This window comes from Amorphus orientalis (genome assembly GCF_030814015.1).
Taxonomy (GTDB): domain Bacteria; phylum Pseudomonadota; class Alphaproteobacteria; order Rhizobiales; family Amorphaceae; genus Amorphus; species Amorphus orientalis.
On record NZ_JAUSUL010000002.1, the window covers coordinates 633,635 to 649,709 of the forward strand.

Here is a 16,075-nt window from a genome sequence, read left to right on the forward strand (position 1 = left end):
GTCGGGGGTCCTGCCTGATTTTACGCGCTGAGGGCCGCTTCGGCGGACAGGGCGCGTTCCACGGCGGCCTGATCGAACCCTTTCAGGCCGATCACCACGAGCCGGCCGTCGCGGGCTTCGCCCGGCTTCCACGGTCGGTCGAAATGATGGGCGACACGGCGGCCGACGCCCTGGACAACGAGCCGCATCGGCTTGCCCTCGACGGGCACGAAGCCCTTGATACGCAGCACGCCGTCGATCTCGGCGGCCGCCATGACCTTCTCGATCAGGGCTTCCGGGCTCGCCGTGCTGCCGACCGTCATGGCCGCGGTGTCGAAATCGTCGTGGTCGTGGTCTTCGACGCCGTCGTGATGGGTCTTGCGCTGGTCCAGATCGTCCTCGACGGCGGCGCCGAGGCCGAGCAGCAGCTTCGGGTCGACCTGGCCGTGGCTGGTCTCGACGATCTTCACCGCGCGCGGCAGGTGGTCCTCGATCTCCGCGCGCGCCTTCTGGCGGGCGGCGTCGTCCATCAGGTCCGCCTTGTTCATCAGGATCATGTCGGCGCAGAGGATCTGGTCCTCGAACACCTCTTCCAGCGGATTGTCGTGATCGACCGACTGGTCGCGCTCGCGCTGGGCCTTCAGGGCCTCCGGATCCTCGACGAACATGCCGTCGGCGACGGCCGGGCCGTCGACCACGGCGATCACGCCGTCCACGGTGAGCCGCGACTTGATCTGCGGCCAGTTGAAAGCGGTGACCAGCGGCTTCGGCAGGGCGAGGCCGGAGGTCTCGATCAGGATGTGGTCGGGCGGCGTGTCCCAGCTCAGAAGCGTGTCGAGGGCCGGCAGGAAGTCGTCGGCGACCGTGCAGCAGATGCAGCCGTTGGGCAGTTCGACCACCTGGCCGTCGCCGCATCCCTCGATGCCGCAGCCTTCCAGGAACGAGCCGTCGAAGCCGACGTCGCCGAACTCGTTGACGAGGATGGCGATGCGGGCGCCGTTGGCGTTTTCCAGGACGTGGCGGACCAGTGTGGTCTTGCCGGCCCCCAGGAAGCCGGTGACGATCGTGCAGGGGATCTTGGCAAAGCCGGTCATCAGGCGTCTCCAGTCTTCATCGGGGGAATGCGGGCGACGACGCCCTTCTTGAATTCGGTCGGCCGCTGCCGCCACGGGACGATCCCGTCGGCGGTCTCGGCGTAAAGGCCGATCCCGGCCAGGATCGTGTCGGCGGAGTGCTCGGCGTCGAGATCGCCGTAGACATAGGTCCAGCGGTCGGGGCCGGAGACGGCGACCGTGCACGGGCGCTTGCAGACCGACAGGCATTCGACAGGCTCGATGGCGATGCGGCCGGCGAGATCGGGATCGCGTGCCAGGCGGTCTTCCAGCGCGGCATGGAGCCGGGCGCCGGGGCGGGCGGGATCGTCGGACGGCATGCCGGGTGCGCGGCAGGTGGTGCACACCATCAGCCGCACCGGCTCGTCGGTCGGGGAAAGCTGTCGGGTCATGACGCACCGTCCGTGCGTCGGATGTCTCGGTCCAAAAGAATGCTCCGTCGTCTGCGGCGTTTCGGCCGGCTCACCTTCTACGGACGGAGCGGGGAACCTTCCGGTTCCCGGCACAGCAGGATCCGTTCACCCCGACGGATCCGCCCATAGAAGCGCATGATGACGGCAGGTCTCCTGGCTTGCGGGCCTTGTCGCGTCGTCCACGGCCTTCCCGGAGAGCTCGGCTCCAGTGGCGTCGAAGCGGACGACGACCCGCTCACAGTTGCGGGGGCAGCCGCGGCCTTGGAGGACACTCCGCACCGCGTTCCCTTTTCACCCCGAAGCGGGGCACCGTCTGCCCACATGGATAAAGGGCGGGCGGTGCCGACGCAAGGTGGGGGCCTGGTCGGAGGCCCCGCTGGTGCGTTTCCGGCGACGAACCGGTTTCCTCTTAACGGCCAAAGGCTCTAGGCTCCGGCCGCTTTCAAGAAGGACCGATCCAGTGACCGAGACCGATGCAGACGCCCGCCACCGGCTGAAGATGCAGAAGCGCAAGGAGGTGCAGGACCGCGAGGTCGCCTCCAAGACGATCGAGAAGGGGCTGCTGATCGTCAACACCGGGCCGGGCAAGGGCAAGTCGACGGCGGCGATGGGGCTGATCCTGCGCGCGCTGGGGCACGGCTGGAAGATCGGCGTGGTCCAGTTCATCAAGGGTGCCTGGGAGACCGGGGAAGCCACGGCGCTCAAGCGGTTCGAGGACCAGATTTCGTGGCACACCATGGGCGAGGGCTTCACCTGGGAGACCCAGGACCGGGCCCGGGACGTGGCCGCCGCCACGGCCGCCTGGGAGAAGGCCTGCGCGCTGATGGCCGATCCGGAGATCCGGCTGGTGGTGCTCGACGAGCTCAACATCGCGCTGCGCTACGACTATCTGCCGCTGGACGACGTGGTCGCGACGCTGGCCGCGCGCCGGAACGACCTGCACGTCGTGGTCACCGGCCGAAACGCCAAGCCGGAGCTGATCGAGGCGGCCGATCTGGTCACCGAGATGACGCTGGTGAAGCATCACTTCGCCGGCGGCGTGAAGGCCCAGGAAGGCATCGAGTTCTGATGGGGGAGATCCTGCGGGGCAACGGGTCAGAGACCGCTCATGCCCGCGAATGCCGGTCTCGCACATGACCCGCGCGGTCATGGTGCAGGGCACCGGCTCGAACGTGGGCAAGTCGCTGCTGGTGGCGGGCTTCTGCCGGGTGTTCGCCCGCCGGGGGCTGGCGGTGCGGCCGTTCAAGCCGCAGAACATGTCGAACAACGCCGCGGTGACGGCGGACGGCGGCGAGATCGGCCGCGCCCAGGCGCTGCAGGCGCGGGCGGCAGGGGTGGCGCCGACGGTCCACATGAACCCGGTGCTGCTGAAGCCCCAGAGCGAGATCGGGTCCCAGGTGGTGGTGCAGGGGCGCGTCATCGGGACCGCCAAGGCGCGGGAGTTCCAGGACTGGAAGCCGCGCCTGATGCAGGCGGTGACCGACAGCTTCGCCCGGCTCGGCGCGGAGGCGGATCTGGTGATCGTGGAAGGCGCCGGATCGGCCTCGGAGGTCAACCTGCGCAGGGGCGACATCGCCAATATGGGCTTCGCCCGCGCGACGAACACGCCGGTGGTGCTGGTCGGCGACATTGACCGGGGCGGGGTGATCGCGAGCCTGGTGGGCACCCGGCACGTGCTGGAACCCGAAGACGCGGCGATGATCCGGGGCTTTCTGGTGAACCGCTTCCGCGGCGACCCGGCGCTCTTCGCTGACGGGATGGCGACCGTCGCCGAGCGCACCGGCTGGGCAGCGCTGGGGCTGATCCCGCATTTCGAGGAGGCCCGGCGGCTGCCGGCCGAGGACATATTGGGGCTGGAAGGCTCGGCGCCCAGGGATGGGGCTGCTGTGGTCGCGGTTCCCGTGACGCCGCGCATTTCCAACTTCGACGATCTGGACCCGCTCCGTGAGGAGGCCGGCGTCGAGGTGCGGCTGATCCATCCCGGCACGCCCATTCCGGCGGAGGCGGACCTGGTGCTTCTGCCCGGTTCCAAGGCGACCATCGACGATCTTCTTTTCCTCCGCGGGGAGGGCTGGGACATCGACATCGCCGCCCATGTCCGACGCGGCGGGCGGGTGCTGGGCCTGTGCGGCGGCTACCAGATGCTCGGCCGCACGATCGACGACCCCGACGGCATCGAGGGGGCGCCCCGCAAGGTCGACGGGCTCGGACTGCTCGACGTGGACACCCGGATGGGCGGCGACAAGCGGCTCGTCTCCGTTGCGGGAAAGCTGGCGGGCGCGGACGTGCCTGTCACCGGCTACGAGATGCATATCGGGACGACGACCGGCCCGGATGCGGAGCGGCCGTTTGCGGTTCTGGAGGGCGGTGCGTTGGACGGCGCGGTGTCGGCCGACGGGCGCGTGGCCGGCACCTATCTGCACGGCCTGTTCGCCGGCGACGCGCTGCGCCGGCATGTGCTGGCCGGCCTCGACGCAAAGGCTGGCGATCTCGCCTACGAGGCGATGGTGGACGGGGTCCTCGACCGGCTGGCGGACCATCTGGAGCGCCATGTCGACATCGAGGCGCTTACCCGGATCAGCGACCGAACGCCAGCATGAGGGCCAGCAGGACGGCCGCGAAGCCCCACAGGATCGCGCAGGCGATCCGGTAGATCCGCAGCGCCCGGCGGATATCGTCCGAGGTTGCCGCGGCTCGGCCATCGCCCATCCAGGCGTCGTCGACGACGGTATCGCCATAGGTGCGCGGTCCCGCCAGCCTGAGCCCGAGCGCACCGGCCATCGCCGCCTCCGGCCAGCCGGCATTGGGCGAGCGGTGATGGCGCGCATCACGGCGCACGGCCGCCCAGGCGCCGCGGGCGGATCCGCCGGCAAGCGGTGCAGCGAGCGCGATCAGCACGGCGGTCAGGCGCGAGGCGGGCAGGTTGACGAGGTCGTCGAGCCGGGCGGCCGCCCAGCCGAAGGCCTGGTGGCGGGGCGTACGGTGGCCGATCATGGAATCGGCGGTGTTGATCGCCTTGTAGGCGGCGCCGCCCGGCAGTCCGAAGGCGGCGAGCCAGACTGCGGGAGCAGTCACGCCGTCGGAAAAATTCTCCGCCAGGCTTTCAATGGCGGCGCGGCAGACGGCGGGCGAATCGAGGGTCGCCGGATCGCGCCCGACGATCTGGGAGACCGCCTGACGGCCGGCCTCGAGGCCGCCGGTTTCCATGGCATCCGCCACCCGGGCCACGTGATCGAACAGGCTGCGCTGAGCCAGGAGCGTGCTGGCGAGCGCACTGGTCACCAACAGTCCGACCAGCCCGAGCGGGGACAGAACCGCTGCCACTGCCCATGCCGGAATGACCGTTGCGGCCAGCAGGATCGCCAGCGCCGCCGTGCCGGCCCGCCGCCGGGTCCCCTCCGAGGCATTCGGACGGTTCATCCGCCGGTCGAGGCGCGCGATCAATGCGCCCGCCCACGTGACGGGATGGCCGATCCTGGCGTACAGCTTGTCGGGATAGCCGAACACCGCCTCCACAAGGAGGGCGACCAGCACGACGGCCAGGAAGGCGGACAGGAACACCGTGTCAAACCTCGCGAAACAGCAGCCCGACGCGGGCGGGTCGATCGAGCACGGTGGCGATCTCGCCGAGGCCCGGGCCCTGTTTCCGGACGCCCCAGCGCCCTGGATCGACCTGTCCACCGGGATCAATCCGGTTCCCTATCCGCTCGGCGAGCTGCCGTTAAGTGCGTTTCATCGCCTGCCGTCGCCCTCGGAACTCTCGGAGCTCGAAGCCGCCGCCCGCAGCCTCTATCGTGCACCGCCGGCCACGGGCGTCGTGGCGGCACCGGGGACCCAGGCGCTGATCGAGCTCCTGCCGCGCCTGCGCGGTACCTCCCGGGTGTCCATCGTCGGCCCGACCTATGGCGAACACGCCCACGCGTGGGCCAAGGCCGGCCACAGCGTCGGCGAGGTGAGCGAGCTGGACGAGGCGCGGCCCGCCGACGTGGTCGTGGTGGTCAATCCGAACAACCCGGACGGGCGCGTGACGGCGGCGGAGCAGCTTCATGCGGTTGCCACGCGCGTCGCGAACTGGGGCGGATGGCTGATCGTGGACGAAGCGTTCGCCGACTTCGATTCGGACATGAGCATCGTCCCGCAGATGCCTGAAAACGTTATCGTTCTTCGCTCCTTCGGTAAGACGTTCGGATTGGCGGGTGTCCGGCTCGGTTTTCTGGCAGCGGCGGCCGACGTGGCTGGTGAGGTGCGCGCGCGGATGGGGCCGTGGGCCGTGTCGGGACCGGCGATTTCGCTCGGCCGCCGGGCGCTCTCCGACCGGATCTGGATCGAAGAGGCGCGGCTGGCCCGGAGCCTCGACGCCGAGCGGCTCGATGGGCTGCTGACGCCGCTTCTCGGGCCACCGATCGGCGGCACGGTGCTTTATCGGACCTTCCGATCGACCGCCGCAGCGACGGTGTTCGACGGGTTCGGACAGGCGGGGATCTGGGCGCGCCGTTTCGCCCGCGATCCGGATCTGCTGCGCTTCGGTCTGCCGGGAACGGACGCGGAGTGGCAGCGTCTGGAGGCCGCCTGTACCGAGATCCGAACCGACAGCCCGGTCTGATCAGGCGGGCTTGATCTCGCTCATCGTCCGCTGTCCGTAGCGCCAGCTCCAGGCCGTCATCGGCACGAAGAGTGCGATCCACATGGTCTCGCTGATCGGCAGGAAGATTTCGATCGGCAGCAGCGGGATCAGGGCGAGCCGCAGCAGGGCTTCCGCGATCAGCGCCACGGTCCAGGCAATGGTAATGGTTCGCATCATCTGCCGGTAGCGCGGCGTCGTCGGCCACAATGCCTCGCCTTCGCGGCGGTCGTCCGGGTCGGCGGTGGCGATGTAGTAGACCAGCGGCCGTTTCCACAGGAGCGAAAGTCCGAACACGAGCCCGACCGTGCCGGTGATCAGCGACCCCTTGGCGAGGAGAAGGGTCGGGCTGTCGAGAAGGAACGAGCCCGCGATGGAGGCGGAGGTCGCGACAAGGACGATCAGGCCGATCGGCTGCAGCCGCCGTTCCCGCAGAAAGGTGACGATGATCGACACGATCGGAAAGACGGCCCCGGCGGCCAGAGCCGGGACGTTGGCGACGCCGAAATAGTGGTGCAGCAGCAGGTAGGTGGCATACGGCAATGCGACGTTGACGATCAGTTCTTTCTTCACGCGTCGATTTCCCCGCTTCGATGCGCTCGTGATCGGTCCTGGCGAAGCCTAAGTGCCGGGAGAGCGAAAGTCAGCGGGAATCGACAGCAGCGCCCTGGGCGTCACAAGCGCGATGGCGGCAGAGATCGCACGCTCGCATGACCTGCTGGCAAGCAGGCTGGCCCACGGGGCCGACCCGAGCCAGTCCCTGCCATCCCATGTCGCAGCATTGTGCGCCGTGGGAGCGTTTGCTAGAGCCTGTTCCGCTCACATGGAAACATCTGAGCGACAAGAAATCGCAAACAGAGTCAACTGCTTGGGGACGCCCATTTCGTTCAGGTCGATTCGGTCCGAACGGGACACGCTCCATGGAGCACTTGATCTCATCACTCGGGAGACCTTGCGTGCGCCAAGCCATCACCTCCGGATCGCCGTTCGAGAAGATTGCCGGCTACAGCCGCGCCATTGTCGACGGAGACTGGGTCTTCATCTCCGGGACCGCGGGCTATGTGGAAGGCGAGGTCGATGCCGACGACGCCGTCGCCCAGACCGTCCGCGCGCTGCGGATCATCGAGGACACGCTTGCACAGGCCGGTGGTACGCTGAAGGACATCGTCGCGCTGCGTGTCTATGTCGCCCGGCGCGAGGACATCCTCCCCATCGCCAAGCACCTCGGCACGGTGTTCGACGACCCGCGCCCGACCAACACGACGGTCATCTGCGGGTTCGTCAACGACGAGATCAAGGTGGAGATCGAGGTCACCGCGCGGCTGCAGTCGGCTGGCTGAATTCGAGCATGTGACCTACCCGCAGCGGCCGGAGGGACGGTGCCCGGGCTGCGAAGGCGGTCGGGTCAGTCTCTTCCGCTGAGGGCATCGGTCAGCCGGGCCTTGACCAGTCCGGCGGAGGCGGCCAGCGGCGTCAGCCGGTGCAAGGGAATGCGCCGCAACGGGCGGAGCGGGACAGGCAGCGTCTCGGCTGGCGCGCCCATGACCGCGTCGGCCAGCACGCGGCCGAGCTGGGCGGTCATCGCGACGCCGCGGCCGTTGCAGCCGATCCCGGCGAAACCGGTGGCGCCGAGCCGATGGATGCGGGGCAGGAAATCCGGCGTCAGCGCGGCGACGCCGGTCCAGACCGCCGCCGGTTCGGGAACCCTCGGCAGAGCCAGTTCCGAGGCCAGCCGCTCGACGATCGCCCGGCCGAGCCGCTCCTTCGCACCCCAGGGCACGACGGCCATGCCGCCGGAAATCAGCCGATTGTCCCGGTCCAGCCGATAGGTGAAGAGATTGCGGCGGGTGTCGCCGACTGGACGCCGATCCGGCGCGATCCGGGCGACCGTGGCCGCGTCCAGGGGATCGGTCGCGACCTGATAGACCCGCAGCGGGACCGTGGTTCGTCCAAGCCGCGCCGCGGCTCCCGTGGTGAACGCGTTGGTGCACAGGAGCAGGCTGTCCGCGGAAATCTCGCGCCCGTCCGAAAGGGCGATCCGCCAGCCGCCGCCGTGCTCGGAGAAGCGCTGGACGGGCCTGCCGGTGACCACCCGGCCGCCGTGGCGGACGACGGCATTGGCGAGGCCGAACAGGTAGTCGAGCGGATGCAGCATGCCGCCGCTCTCGTCCAGAAGCGCGCCGTGATAAAGATCCATGCCGGTCTGGGCGCGGGTCTGGTCGGCGGTCAGGAAGCGGACGGGCCGGCCGAGGGCGCGCCACTTGCGGGCGCGCGCGGCGAGGGCGTCGGCCGCCATGATGCTGGCTGCGGGATTCAGCCAGCCGGGCTGCTCGGCGTCGCAGACGATGCCTTCGTCGCGGATGATGCCGAAGACGGTGTCGGCGCCTGCGCCCACCAGGTCGAGGAGGGCGCGTCCGCGCTCCTCCCCCAGGGCGGCGACCACCGCATCGGGATCCATCAGGGCGAAGTTGGGCACCACGAACCCGGCGTTCTGGCCGCTCGCGCCTTCCCCCAGGGGACCTGCTTCCAGGACAACCACGTCGTGTCCGGCGCGCGCCAGGTGAAGGGCGGCGGTCATGCCGGTGAACCCCCCGCCGATCACGACCGCCTGGGCCCGGTCGGGCAGCGCTGCGTCGGCGTCGAACCGGCCGCGGGCAGTGCGCCGCCAGAGGGTGTCCTGCAGGAGGGTGTCGGAACGCATGGTGGGTGTCTTCATCTTGGATCGGGTGCGCCGGCTCGCGCACCCGAAGTGACGCCAAGCTGCGCCGAGTTCGGGCTGGGATCGAGGGACAGGGCCAACTTCCCGGGTACTTGTTACGAAAAGGTTGGTGTGCCCGCTCGGACTCGAACCGAGGACCATTCGATTAAAAGTCGAATGCTCTACCAACTGAGCTACGGGCACCCGGAGCCCCTTTGCCGCGACATCGGGCGGGGGCTCGTGGGACGGAGCGGACCAGGGTCCGACCGTCGGGCGCGGCGGTGCCGCGCGTGCCAGTCGGGTAGTGGGTTTGGCGGCTCCCGTCAACCGCGACGGCCGGGCTGAAGCGTCGCCCATGGCGCATTTGCGGGACGGCAAAGGCAAAGGCAGGGCGGGCGTGCAGGGGGCGCTTGCCCCCTGCTGAAGAGGCCCGGAAGCCTCGGATGGTCGTGGACCCGATCACATCGCCGGCATGACCGTGATGTCGCGGATCTGATCGACGGCGCCCTCGATCATGCCCTTTCCGGTTGCCTTGCCGGTCTCCAGGCTGACTTCGTAGAGCATGTTGCCGTTCACCAGCCAGGCGGTGTTCTCCATGTCGGCGTTGGTGGCGATGTCGAAGGCGTAGGAGGCGCCGGGATCCTCGACGCCGAGCTTGCCGATGGCAGCCAGCGTGCCGTCGTTCGGCGAGGTCTGCTGGATGAGGGCGACGATCGTGGCGTCGATGTCGTACATCGCCGTCGTGTCCGGCTTGCCGTAGCTGTTGATATAGGCGGCCGCCACGATTTCAGGCGCTTCGCCGGCATGCATGTCCTTCTGCTCGAAGGCCAGGCTGCCATCGACGGTCACGTCGCCGGTGTCGACATTGACCCGGTGGTTGGTGGTTCCGGTCATGTAGCGCAGACGGTCGGCCATCGGATTGAAGTCGACGATGACGGGCGCCTCGGACTTCGGAAGCGGCGTCTTCATGGTGGACAGCTTCGTCGCCTTGCCGGTGGCCGGGTCGATGGTGACGACAACGTTGTCCGGGGTGACGCCGATCAGGGTCTCGTTCGCCGGCCGGAAGTCGATGCCGACCAGGCTGTCGACCCCGGTGACCTCCATCATGTCGGACACGGTCAACGTGTCGGTGTCGAACTTGACCAGCGTCCTGTCGCCGCTGAGGCCGATGGCCGGCGCCGCGCTGAGGGCGGCGGTCGAAGCGAAGAGTGCGGTCGTCGTCAGGAGCGCGAAACGGGTCATGACAAAATCCTCCAGGTTTCGGAGCTGCACGATTGCGGCACCAACTCGAAGGACACGGCAGAAGGGCCGGTGGATGCAGACCCTGCAAAAAAATCTGCATCCGTTTGCGAAGCCGGCGTGTCATTGACGGTGAAGAGACGCGCACCAGGAACCTGGACGTGTGAAAGACAGCCGTGCGATAGGTCCGGACATGAACCCGCCAGATCCTTCTCCGACCGACAGTGCCCAATCGGCGGAAGCCAGGCTCCGGGCCGCCCTTGTGGCGTGCGCGCGCGGCGACCGGTCGGGCGTCGGCGAGATCCTGGCGGTGGAGGGGCGCCAGCTTCTCGGCGTGGCGCGGCGGATGCTTCAGCGCAACGAGCTGGCGGAAGAGGCTTTGCAGGACGCCATGGTCCAGATCTGGCGAAAGGCATCCCAGTTCCGGGCCGACGACGGATCGGCCCGCGGGTGGATCTATGCCGTCCTGCGCAATCGCTGCCTGAACATTCTGCGCGACGACCGGCGCCTCAGCCTGGTGTCTCCCGAGGACCTGACCGCCATGCAGGATGCGCGGCAGGAGGCGGCCGACCCGGACAGCTGGCAGCGCATCCCGACGTCCCAGAGGCTGCGTGCCTGCCTAGAGGCGCTGGATGACGACGTCCGCCAGTGCATCCTGCTTGCCCACATATCGGGCTACAGCCACGGCGAGATCGCCGCGATCCGCCGTCTTCCGCTGGGAACCGCCAAATCGTGGATCCGGCGCGGGCTCGCCAGCCTGCGGGAGTGTCTCTCATGACCCGGCCGGTGGAAGAACTCGCGGACGAATTCGTGCTGGGCCTGCTGGACGCGCAGGAGGCAAAAGACGTGGAGCACCGGATGGACCGCGATCCGGCGCTTGCGCAGGCCGTGGCCACCGCGCGGGATCGCTATCTCGCGCTGGATCTGGCGGCGGAACCGGTGGATCTGCCGTCGGGCTTCGCCGACCGGGTGGACGCGGCCCTTGGAGCCGGGGAGGACAATGCGCCGGAGGCGCCGGCGGACGTGCCTCCAGCGGCGAACGAGAACAAGCCCGCGCCGCGCCGCCGCTGGCGGATGGCGGCTGCCGCCGCGGTCGTCGCGTTCGTGGTGGGGCTCGGGCTCGGGCGCGAGGTGTTCGTCCAGGAGCCGGTCGTCATCGCCGTCCTTCTGGACGAGACGGGGACGCCCACGGCCGTGGTGGAGGATTTCGGAAACGACACCGCCGAGATCCGGTTTCTCGCCGACGTGCAGGTCCCGGCGGGCCGCGTGATGGAAGTCTGGACATTGCCGTCGCAGGAGCGCGGGCCGGTTTCGCTCGGCCTTGTCGATGCCGCGCGGCAGGCACGTCTGCGCGGCCCGGAGCTTCCGAGCCCCTCCGACAACCAGCTCTACGAGATCACGCTGGAGCAGGCCGGCGGCTCGCCCACGGGCCGGCCGACCGGGCCGATCATCGCCAAGGGCTTCGCCGCGCCGCAGATCTGATCCCGGACGCCGGAAGCGCCTGAGCGGCCTCAGCCGAAGGTGGAGGCGTCCAGCGGGCGCGACTTGGCGAGCTGGTCGAACGCCATCAGGTCCTTCAGGAGCGCCGGCAGGTCCTTGAGCGGCACCATGTTGGGTCCGTCGGAAGGGGCGGTCTCGGGCGAATCATGGGTCTCGATGAAGACGCCGGCGATCCCCAGCGACACGGCGGCGCGCGCCAGGACCGGCACGAAGCGCCGGTCGCCGCCGGACGCGGTGCCCTGGCCACCGGGCTGCTGCACGGAGTGGGTCGCGTCGAAGATCACCGGGGCGCCGGTCTTCGCCAGGACGGGCAGGGCCCGCATGTCGCTGACCAGCGTGTTGTAGCCGAAGCTGACCCCGCGCTCGGTGACCATCACCCGGTCGTTACCGGCGGACGTTATTTTCTCAACGACGTTGGTCATATCCCAGGGCGCCAGGAACTGCCCCTTCTTGACGTTGACCGCCGCGCCGGTCTCCGCGGCGGCGACGAGGAGATCGGTCTGCCGGCACAGGAAGGCGGGGATCTGCAGGACGTCGACGGCCTTGGCGACCTCGGCGCACTGGGCGCTCTCGTGGACGTCGGTCAGGACCGGAAGACCGAAGGCCTCCCGGATTTCCGCAAAGATCGGCAGGGCATGGTCGAGACCGAGGCCGCGGGCGCCGGTGCGGCTGGTCCGGTTGGCCTTGTCGAACGAGGTCTTGTAGACGCAGCCGATCCCGAGTTCGCTCGTGATCTCCTTCAGCGCCGCCGCCATCTCCAGCGCATGGGCCCGGCTTTCCAGGACGCAAGGGCCCGCGATCAGCGACAGCGGTGCGTCGTTGGCGAACCGCACCTTGCCGATATCGAGGCTCGGACGGGGGGAGGCGGCGGAAGGGGCGGTCATTGCGGGAAAACTCCTGACGGTCGGGGGCCGGGACGCGCGCGTCCGCACGGCTGCCGTCTCCTATCGCGGCTCGCCGCCGGCGTCGAGACGCAGACGGACGATGGCGTAGAGCGGCACGCCGAATGCCGCCCGGAAGGCAATCGCGCCCATCATCCAGGGCGGCGGCAGTCCGGCCACCACGTCATCGATCCGCTCCAGCCGCCAGCGCGGGTCGCCGCAGGTATAGTCGGCCCGGGTCCGGACACCGGAGCGGAACTCGATGGAGCGATCCGCCCGGGCCAGAGCGCCGATGGCAGGATGCGCGCGCGCCGTTCCGATCATCAGGAAGGAGAAGGCGTCATAGACGAATTCGACGGTGCGTCCGGCGAGCCCGTCAGCCAGATCGGCAAGCAGCCGGGTGATCGCCTCAGGCGCAAGATAGGGCAACAATCCCTCCGCCAGCACCAGCACCGGACCGTCGGGAAGCGCCATCTCCGTCAGCCAGCCGGCGTGATCCACGGAGGCGGCGATCAGCGCGCGTCGCGGATCGCCGGCGATGACGCGGCGGTGGAGGTCGGTCGCGGGAGGCAGGTCGACGTCGTACCAGAGATGCGGCGGCGTCTTCAGGCGCTCGAAGGAGGTCGAGAGGCCCGCTCCCAGATCGATGACGATCGCGTCCGGATGGCGGGTCAGGAAGTCCGCGATGGCGCGGTCGAAGATCTGAGAGCGTCGGATGAAGCCGAGAATGCTGGCCGGATCGGAGATGATGCGGGCGGGATCGATGCCGAGGTCGGCGACGATGCGTTCTGCCGCCGGATCCTCGAAGCCGGTGAAGGAATAGGAGCGGCGGGCGAGCGCACGGGCACACAGCGGCACGAGAAGGGTGCCGGAGACGCCGGGAAGACCCAGCTCACGCGACCGCACGACCGCCAATGCTCCAGCCCCCTGTCCGGAAAGGAACCTTCCGCCCCAAGTGAACGACGAGATTATGGTGCGGTCGTGTCGACAGGCGGCACGGGATCCGCAGGCGTCAGGCGGCGTCGTCCGGAACGAAGCGATAGCCCGCGCCGCCGGCTTCCTCCGGCGGAACGGTGAGGCCGTTTCCGGTCTCCGACGCAGCGATACCGTTCCGCTCGAGCACGGCGCGGGTCGCGGCCGGATCGGCGACGGCGATCGTCATTGCGGCGAAGCGGGGAATGCGGGTGTCGCCAAACCGGTCGGACCCGAAGCGGGCCGCGAAAGCGGCCGGTCCCATGACCTCCAGAACGGCGCCATCCGACAGAGGAAGAGTGAGGGCGTCTGCCGCCGGCTCGACGGAGCCGCCGACGAGCGCGGAAAGCGTGGCGGCCGCCCGCTCCGGATCGGGTGCGACCATTGTCACGCCCGCCATCCGGACGGCGGTGTTCGGATGGGTCTGGTATTCGCGATGCCAGAAATTCTCCGGCGCATGATGATGGGTGAGGGCGAAAACGCCCGCGCGCACGAGGTCGGCGTGGCTGGCAAAGGCGAGGGTGAAGGAGACCGGCAGATCGCGGCCGTCAGGCGCCCGGGCGGTCCGCTCGAAGGAGAAGGGCGGGACGGTGGAGAGTCCGGTCTGGGCCCATTCGCGCTGGAGCGCTTCCGGGTCGCCGGTCTTGAGGGCCAGCATGGAAATGCCGGCGCCTTCGCCGATCAGGAAGTCCCGGTTGAAGCTCGGAAACGAGAACCGGCCTGGGGCGTCTTCGGGAAACAGGCTCTCGTCGAGGAGGGCGAGATATTCCAGATAGCTGCCCTGGAGCTGGACGAGCACGTTTCCGGTGCCGAACGGGTGGCGCGCGGCCGGCGTGGTGACGAAACCGAGCCGATGCGCGGTGAGGGCCGCTTCCTCGAGGCTTTCGGCCATCACGACGGTGTGGTCGATCCCGTGGATGCTGCTCATGGTCGCCCTTTCGGCCTCAGACCAGGCGGCTCTGCTCCATGGCCGCGTGGATGAAGGAGGCAAACAGCGGATGGGGCTCGAACGGCCGCGACTTCAGCTCCGGATGATACTGCACGCCGATGAACCAGGGGTGGTCGACCAGCTCCATCGTCTCGGGCAGCAGGCCGTCCGGCGACATGCCGGCAAAGCGCATGCCCTTGGCCGCCAGCCGATCGATGTAGGCGCGATTGACCTCGTAGCGGTGGCGGTGGCGCTCGGAGATGTCGGTCGATTCGTAGATCGCGGCGATCCGGCTGTCCTCGGCGAGCTTCGCCTGATAGGCGCCGAGGCGCATGGTGCCGCCCAGGTCGCCGTCGGGGAAGCGCTGCTCCAGCTCGTTGCCGCGCATCCATTCCGTGAGCAGGCCGACGACCGGTTCTGAGGTCGGGCCAAACTCGGTGGAGCTGGCGTTCTCGATGCCGGCCAGGTTCCGCGCCGCTTCAACGACTGCCATCTGCATGCCGAAGCAGATGCCGAAATAGGGCACGTTGTGCCGCCGGGCGAAGCTGGCCGCTGCGATCTTGCCTTCCGCGCCGCGCTCGCCGAAGCCGCCGGGAACGAGGATGCCGTTGACGTTCTCCAGCCAGGGACCGGGATCTTCCTTGTCGAAGACCTCCGACTCGATCCAGTCGATCTTGACCCGGACGTTGTTGGCGATGCCGCCGTGGACGAGGGACTCGATCAGCGACTTGTAGGCGTCCTTCAGCCCCGTGTACTTGCCGACGATGGCGATGGTGACCTCGCCCTCGGGCGAGGAAACGCGGCGGGAGATCTCGCTCCAGCGCTCCAGATCCGGCGGCGGCGCGCCGGTCACGCCGAAGGCCTCGAGCACCTCGGTGTCGAGACCCTCGTTGTGGTAGGCGATCGGCACGTCGTAGATGGATTCCACGTCCAGCGCCGGGATGATCGCCTCTTCGCGCACGTTGCAGAACAGCGCCAGCTTGCGCCGTTCGGCCGGCGGGATTTCCCGGTCGCAGCGCACCAGCAGGATGTCCGGCTGGATGCCGATGGAGCGCAGCTCCTTCACGGAATGCTGGGTCGGCTTGGTCTTCAGCTCGCCGGCGGAATTGATGAACGGCACCAGCGTCAGATGGATGAAGATGGTGTCGTTGCGCGGCAGGTCGTTGGAAAGCTGGCGGATCGCTTCGAAGAAGGGCAGGCCCTCGATGTCGCCCACCGTGCCGCCGATCTCCACCAGCACGAAGTCGAAGTCCTCGTTGCCGGTGACGACGAATTCCTTGATGGCGTCGGTGACGTGCGGGATCACCTGCACGGTGGCGCCGAGATAGTCGCCGCGCCGTTCCTTGGCGATGATGTCCTGATAGATCCGGCCGGTGGTGATGTTGTCCATCCGGTTGGCCGGGCGCCCGGTGAAGCGCTCGTAGTGGCCGAGATCGAGGTCGGTTTCAGCGCCGTCGTCGGTCACGAACACCTCACCGTGCTGGTAGGGCGACATCGTGCCGGGATCAACGTTCAGATAGGGGTCGAGCTTGCGCAGGCGGACGCGATATCCGCGCGCCTGCAACAATGCGCCGAGAGCCGCCGAGGCCAGTCCCTTGCCAAGGGAGGAGACCACGCCGCCGGTGATAAAGACGTAGCGTGCCATCGGGCCGGTATCCTAGCAACCAAGCGGCGCAAGGGGAGAGGGGAAATGGGGGCAGCGGACGCTGTCCCCGGTTTTTATCGCCGCGAG

Annotated in this window: 16 protein-coding genes, 1 tRNA gene and 1 riboswitch; of the genes, 6 read left to right on the plus strand and 11 right to left on the minus strand. The window is 68.7% G+C overall.

The features are described from left to right. Window positions 1-20: 20 nt before the first annotated feature. On the minus strand, window positions 21-1,073 hold the full coding sequence (gene cobW / locus J2S73_RS10680) for a cobalamin biosynthesis protein CobW (protein ID WP_306885510.1): 1,053 nt from the start codon (window positions 1,071-1,073) through the stop codon (window positions 21-23). Continuing rightward, the gene (locus tag J2S73_RS10685) at window positions 1,073-1,483 is read right to left on the minus strand and encodes a DUF1636 family protein (protein ID WP_306885511.1); all 411 of its coding nucleotides are present in this window, start codon (window positions 1,481-1,483) and stop codon (window positions 1,073-1,075) included. The genes cobW and J2S73_RS10685 overlap by 1 nt, the downstream gene beginning before the upstream one ends. Window positions 1,484-1,630: 147 nt before the next feature. After that, window positions 1,631-1,833, minus strand: a riboswitch (cobalamin riboswitch). 131 nt (window positions 1,834-1,964) lie between these two features. On the opposite strand from J2S73_RS10685, the gene cobO reads away from it, so the two are divergent. Together cobO and J2S73_RS10695 are read left to right on the plus strand one after the other, a co-directional pair. Continuing rightward, window positions 1,965-2,573 (plus strand): cob(I)yrinic acid a,c-diamide adenosyltransferase, encoded by a 609-nt coding sequence (gene cobO, locus J2S73_RS10690; RefSeq protein WP_306885512.1) that lies wholly within the window; start codon window positions 1,965-1,967, stop codon window positions 2,571-2,573. A gap of 64 nt (window positions 2,574-2,637) precedes the next feature. Further along, window positions 2,638-4,104: a cobyric acid synthase gene (locus J2S73_RS10695; protein WP_306885513.1), complete on the plus strand. Its 1,467-nt coding sequence runs from the start codon at window positions 2,638-2,640 to the stop codon at window positions 4,102-4,104. Here the strand turns inward: J2S73_RS10695 and cbiB are convergent. Then, complete coding sequence (gene cbiB, locus J2S73_RS10700; RefSeq protein ID WP_306885514.1) at window positions 4,082-5,065, minus strand: adenosylcobinamide-phosphate synthase CbiB; 984 nt, start codon at window positions 5,063-5,065, stop codon at window positions 4,082-4,084. The two genes, J2S73_RS10695 and cbiB, sit on opposite strands and share 23 nt — an antisense overlap. Window position 5,066: 1 nt before the next feature. Here cbiB and cobD point away from each other — a divergent pair, with 1 nt between their 5' ends. Next, window positions 5,067-6,107 carry a threonine-phosphate decarboxylase CobD gene (gene cobD, locus J2S73_RS10705; RefSeq protein WP_306885515.1) on the plus strand — a complete coding sequence of 347 codons (1,041 nt, stop codon included), beginning with the start codon at window positions 5,067-5,069 and terminating at the stop codon, window positions 6,105-6,107. Here the strand turns inward: cobD and J2S73_RS10710 are convergent, their stop codons facing one another. Next, the gene (locus J2S73_RS10710; protein WP_306885516.1) at window positions 6,108-6,698 is read right to left on the minus strand and encodes a VC0807 family protein; all 591 of its coding nucleotides are present in this window, start codon (window positions 6,696-6,698) and stop codon (window positions 6,108-6,110) included. A 383-nt stretch (window positions 6,699-7,081) separates the two neighbouring features. Here J2S73_RS10710 and J2S73_RS10715 point away from each other — a divergent pair, with 383 nt between their 5' ends. Beyond that, the gene (locus J2S73_RS10715; protein ID WP_306885517.1) at window positions 7,082-7,465 is read left to right on the plus strand and encodes a RidA family protein; all 384 of its coding nucleotides are present in this window, start codon (window positions 7,082-7,084) and stop codon (window positions 7,463-7,465) included. A gap of 65 nt (window positions 7,466-7,530) precedes the next feature. Here the strand turns inward: J2S73_RS10715 and J2S73_RS10720 are convergent, their stop codons facing one another. From J2S73_RS10720 to J2S73_RS10730, 3 genes are all read right to left on the minus strand, one after another. Then, window positions 7,531-8,826: an NAD(P)/FAD-dependent oxidoreductase gene (locus J2S73_RS10720; protein WP_306885518.1), complete on the minus strand. Its 1,296-nt coding sequence runs from the start codon at window positions 8,824-8,826 to the stop codon at window positions 7,531-7,533. Between the two features lie 125 nt (window positions 8,827-8,951). Beyond that, window positions 8,952-9,027 (minus strand) — tRNA-Lys (locus tag J2S73_RS10725). A gap of 255 nt (window positions 9,028-9,282) precedes the next feature. Further along, window positions 9,283-10,065 carry a DUF4394 domain-containing protein gene (locus J2S73_RS10730; RefSeq protein WP_306885519.1) on the minus strand — a complete coding sequence of 261 codons (783 nt, stop codon included), beginning with the start codon at window positions 10,063-10,065 and terminating at the stop codon, window positions 9,283-9,285. 190 nt (window positions 10,066-10,255) lie between these two features. Between J2S73_RS10730 and J2S73_RS10735 the strand changes: the two genes are divergently transcribed. Together J2S73_RS10735 and J2S73_RS10740 are read left to right on the plus strand one after the other, a co-directional pair. Next, the gene (locus J2S73_RS10735) at window positions 10,256-10,840 is read left to right on the plus strand and encodes a sigma-70 family RNA polymerase sigma factor (RefSeq protein ID WP_306885520.1); all 585 of its coding nucleotides are present in this window, start codon (window positions 10,256-10,258) and stop codon (window positions 10,838-10,840) included. Further along, window positions 10,837-11,544: an anti-sigma factor gene (locus tag J2S73_RS10740; protein ID WP_306885521.1), complete on the plus strand. Its 708-nt coding sequence runs from the start codon at window positions 10,837-10,839 to the stop codon at window positions 11,542-11,544. The genes J2S73_RS10735 and J2S73_RS10740 overlap by 4 nt, the downstream gene beginning before the upstream one ends. A gap of 29 nt (window positions 11,545-11,573) precedes the next feature. Here the strand turns inward: J2S73_RS10740 and kdsA are convergent, their stop codons facing one another. From kdsA to pyrG, 4 genes are all read right to left on the minus strand, one after another. Next, a complete protein-coding gene (gene kdsA / locus J2S73_RS10745; protein ID WP_306885522.1) occupies window positions 11,574-12,446 on the minus strand; it encodes a 3-deoxy-8-phosphooctulonate synthase in 873 nt (290 codons plus the stop codon). A gap of 60 nt (window positions 12,447-12,506) precedes the next feature. Further along, entirely contained in the window at window positions 12,507-13,349 is an 843-nt protein-coding gene (locus J2S73_RS10750) for a class I SAM-dependent methyltransferase (RefSeq protein WP_306885523.1), read from the minus strand. A gap of 106 nt (window positions 13,350-13,455) precedes the next feature. Further along, window positions 13,456-14,343 (minus strand): VOC family protein, encoded by an 888-nt coding sequence (locus J2S73_RS10755; protein WP_306885524.1) that lies wholly within the window; start codon window positions 14,341-14,343, stop codon window positions 13,456-13,458. A 16-nt stretch (window positions 14,344-14,359) separates the two neighbouring features. Beyond that, window positions 14,360-15,988, minus strand: coding sequence for a CTP synthase (gene pyrG / locus J2S73_RS10760; RefSeq protein WP_306885525.1), 1,629 nt, complete (start codon window positions 15,986-15,988; stop codon window positions 14,360-14,362). Window positions 15,989-16,075 lie beyond the last annotated feature (87 nt).

Coding starts and splice junctions, on each gene's coding strand:
- cobW (WP_306885510.1), bottom strand. CDS start 1,073: ATGACCGGCTTTGCCAAGATCCCCTGCACGATCGTCACCGGCTTCCTG.
- J2S73_RS10685 (WP_306885511.1), bottom strand. CDS start 1,483: ATGACCCGACAGCTTTCCCCGACCGACGAGCCGGTGCGGCTGATGGTG.
- J2S73_RS10695 (WP_306885513.1), top strand. CDS start 2,638: ATGACCCGCGCGGTCATGGTGCAGGGCACCGGCTCGAACGTGGGCAAG.
- J2S73_RS10720 (WP_306885518.1), bottom strand. CDS start 8,826: ATGCGTTCCGACACCCTCCTGCAGGACACCCTCTGGCGGCGCACTGCC.
- J2S73_RS10730 (WP_306885519.1), bottom strand. CDS start 10,065: ATGACCCGTTTCGCGCTCCTGACGACGACCGCACTCTTCGCTTCGACC.
- J2S73_RS10735 (WP_306885520.1), top strand. CDS start 10,256: ATGAACCCGCCAGATCCTTCTCCGACCGACAGTGCCCAATCGGCGGAA.
- J2S73_RS10740 (WP_306885521.1), top strand. CDS start 10,837: ATGACCCGGCCGGTGGAAGAACTCGCGGACGAATTCGTGCTGGGCCTG.
- kdsA (WP_306885522.1), bottom strand. CDS start 12,446: ATGACCGCCCCTTCCGCCGCCTCCCCCCGTCCGAGCCTCGATATCGGC.
- J2S73_RS10755 (WP_306885524.1), bottom strand. CDS start 14,343: ATGAGCAGCATCCACGGGATCGACCACACCGTCGTGATGGCCGAAAGC.
- pyrG (WP_306885525.1), bottom strand. CDS start 15,988: ATGGCACGCTACGTCTTTATCACCGGCGGCGTGGTCTCCTCCCTTGGC.